The sequence below is a fragment of the Nostoc sp. CALU 546 genome, assembly GCF_048836525.1.
The window spans coordinates 1-2,122 of the sequence record NZ_JAWJTF010000335.1 but is presented as its reverse complement, the minus strand read 5'-3'; the positions used below and the strand labels follow the sequence as shown (position 1 = coordinate 2,122).

General features: G+C 45.8%; 1 protein-coding gene. It reads left to right on the top strand.

Annotated features, from left to right (window positions below; genetic code table 11):
- The first annotated feature begins 415 nt into the window (after nucleotides 1-415).
- The gene (locus RRG12_RS43415) at nucleotides 416-1,996 is read left to right on the top strand and encodes a group II intron reverse transcriptase/maturase (protein ID WP_420763306.1); all 1,581 of its coding nucleotides are present in this window, start codon (nucleotides 416-418) and stop codon (nucleotides 1,994-1,996) included.
- Nucleotides 1,997-2,122 lie beyond the last annotated feature (126 nt).

Sequence of the window (2,122 nt, the reverse complement as noted above, 5' to 3'; positions counted from 1 at the left end):
CTGCCCACACCGAACAAGCTCGGTTCTTGTGGAGTGAAGCTGGGAACAGGGCGCAAACAGACGACCGTTGCGGGTTGACACTGGCGCTAACAGGGAGTTCCCATGATGAAACAGAGCCTAGAAAAGCGACTTAATTATAGGCAGGGCGCAACGCAAAAACCCTGACCACACTGGAGTTCATTCCCGCCGAACATTGTCCTCAGTATCGGCAAAGAGTCCAGGGAATCCAGTAGTCGAAATGGCTACATCTAACGGAACAATCAATCTCTCCGAGGGAACGAATAAAAACGAGTTGTGGGTCTAGGGGGCGGTCGAACCCCCAAGTAGACCAGACGAGCGGATTAATCCCCACAATTCGGGTAGGACAGACCGTAATTGGTCTGAGGTGTTCAGAATACACAAACTAGAGAAGAGTATGATTAGGCACAGTTACAAAACTAGTGAATCATGGGTAGCGTTACCCTGGAAGAAATTCCGCCGTAACCTATTCCGCCTCCAAAAGCGAGTGTACAAAGCGGTTCTTGTTGGAGACAAGCGGAAAGCTAGGTCACTCCAAAAGCTCATTCTAAAATCCACCTCGGCTCGATTTCTTGCAATAAGACAAGTATCTCAGCTAAACGCTGGCAAAAAAACGGCGGGTATTGATGGTAAGAAATCCCTCTCATTTGAAGAACGCTTCAACCTTGAAGAACTACTGAAAATGAATAGTGGAAATTGGAAGCATCAAGGACTACGGGAAATCCCCATCCCCAAAAAGGACGGGACAACCAGAATACTTAAGATACCAACCATCGCGGATAGAGCTTGGCAATGCCTAGCAAAATATGCACTCGAACCAGCACACGAAGCCACTTTCCACGCTAGAAGTTACGGGTTTAGAACTGGGCGCTCTGCCCATGATGCACAAAAGTACATATACAACAACCTAAACTCCGGGGCTAATGGAATAGAAAAACGAGTGATTGAACTCGATATTGAAAAGTGCTTCGACAGGATTAACCACTCAGCAATAATGGACGAACTCATATCCCCCAAAGGCTTAAAACTCGGAATATACCGATGCCTCAAGGCAGGGGTAAATCCAGAATTCCCTGAACAAGGAACCCCACAAGGGGGAGTGGTCAGCCCATTACTAGCAAATATTGCACTCAACGGAATTGAGAGTATACACAGATACCACACTCAATATAGAGAGGGTAAATGGATTACACCTAAAACATCGGCAGAAAAAATTGCCGAGCCATCAATCCGATACGCGGATGACATGGTTATTATACTCCGACCCGAAGATGATGCAACAGAGATACTTGAAAGAATCAGCGAGTTCCTCCGCAAACGCGGAATGAATGTAAGCCAAAAGAAAACGAAAGTTACCGCCACGACAGATGGGTTTAATTTCCTCGGCTGGCACTTCAAAGTCCAGAAAAACGGAAAGTTTAAAAGTACTCCCTCAGTGGACAACTTTAAAGCGTTCCGTAAGAAAATAAAACACATCGTCAACAACTCGAATTATGGTGCTACTACAAAGGCTGAGAAATTAGCCCCGGTAGTTAGAGGTTGGAGAAATTACCATAAGTTCTGCAAGATGGACGGGTCAAGAAACTCATTATACCACATCGAAACAAGAACCTACACGGTATTTAACAAGGAAACCAAGCAAAACCGCTACTCTAGCAAGAAATTACTAGACAAGGCATTCCCAGCAGTTTCTTACTCCGAAAACAAACACATCTCTGTCAAGGGAACTAAATCACCTTATGACGGAGATACAGCCTACTGGAGCGGACGTAAAAGTAAGCTCTACGACGGCGAAACCTCTATTGCTCTTAAGAAGCAAAACCATAGATGTGCCTCCTGCGGACTAAAATTCATCGATGAGGAACGGGTTCACCTGCATCACATCGATGGAAATCATGCCAACTGGAAGAAAAGTAATCTTGAAGCAATTCATGAGAGTTGCCACGATTACAAGCACATGAGCAAAAGCGCAAGCTAAGAACATCGGAAGCTGGGTGCGGTGAAAGTCGCACGCCCAGATTTAACTGAGAGGTGCGGGGAATAATATCCCCCATCGACTCAACCTAAACGGACGAGCGAAGTTGACAAACTGGCATTTACCTGT

What these genes read in the sequence shown, in the direction of transcription:
- RRG12_RS43415 (WP_420763306.1), top strand. Translation starts at nt 416, where the DNA reads ATGATTAGGCACAGTTACAAAACTAGTGAATCATGGGTAGCGTTACCC.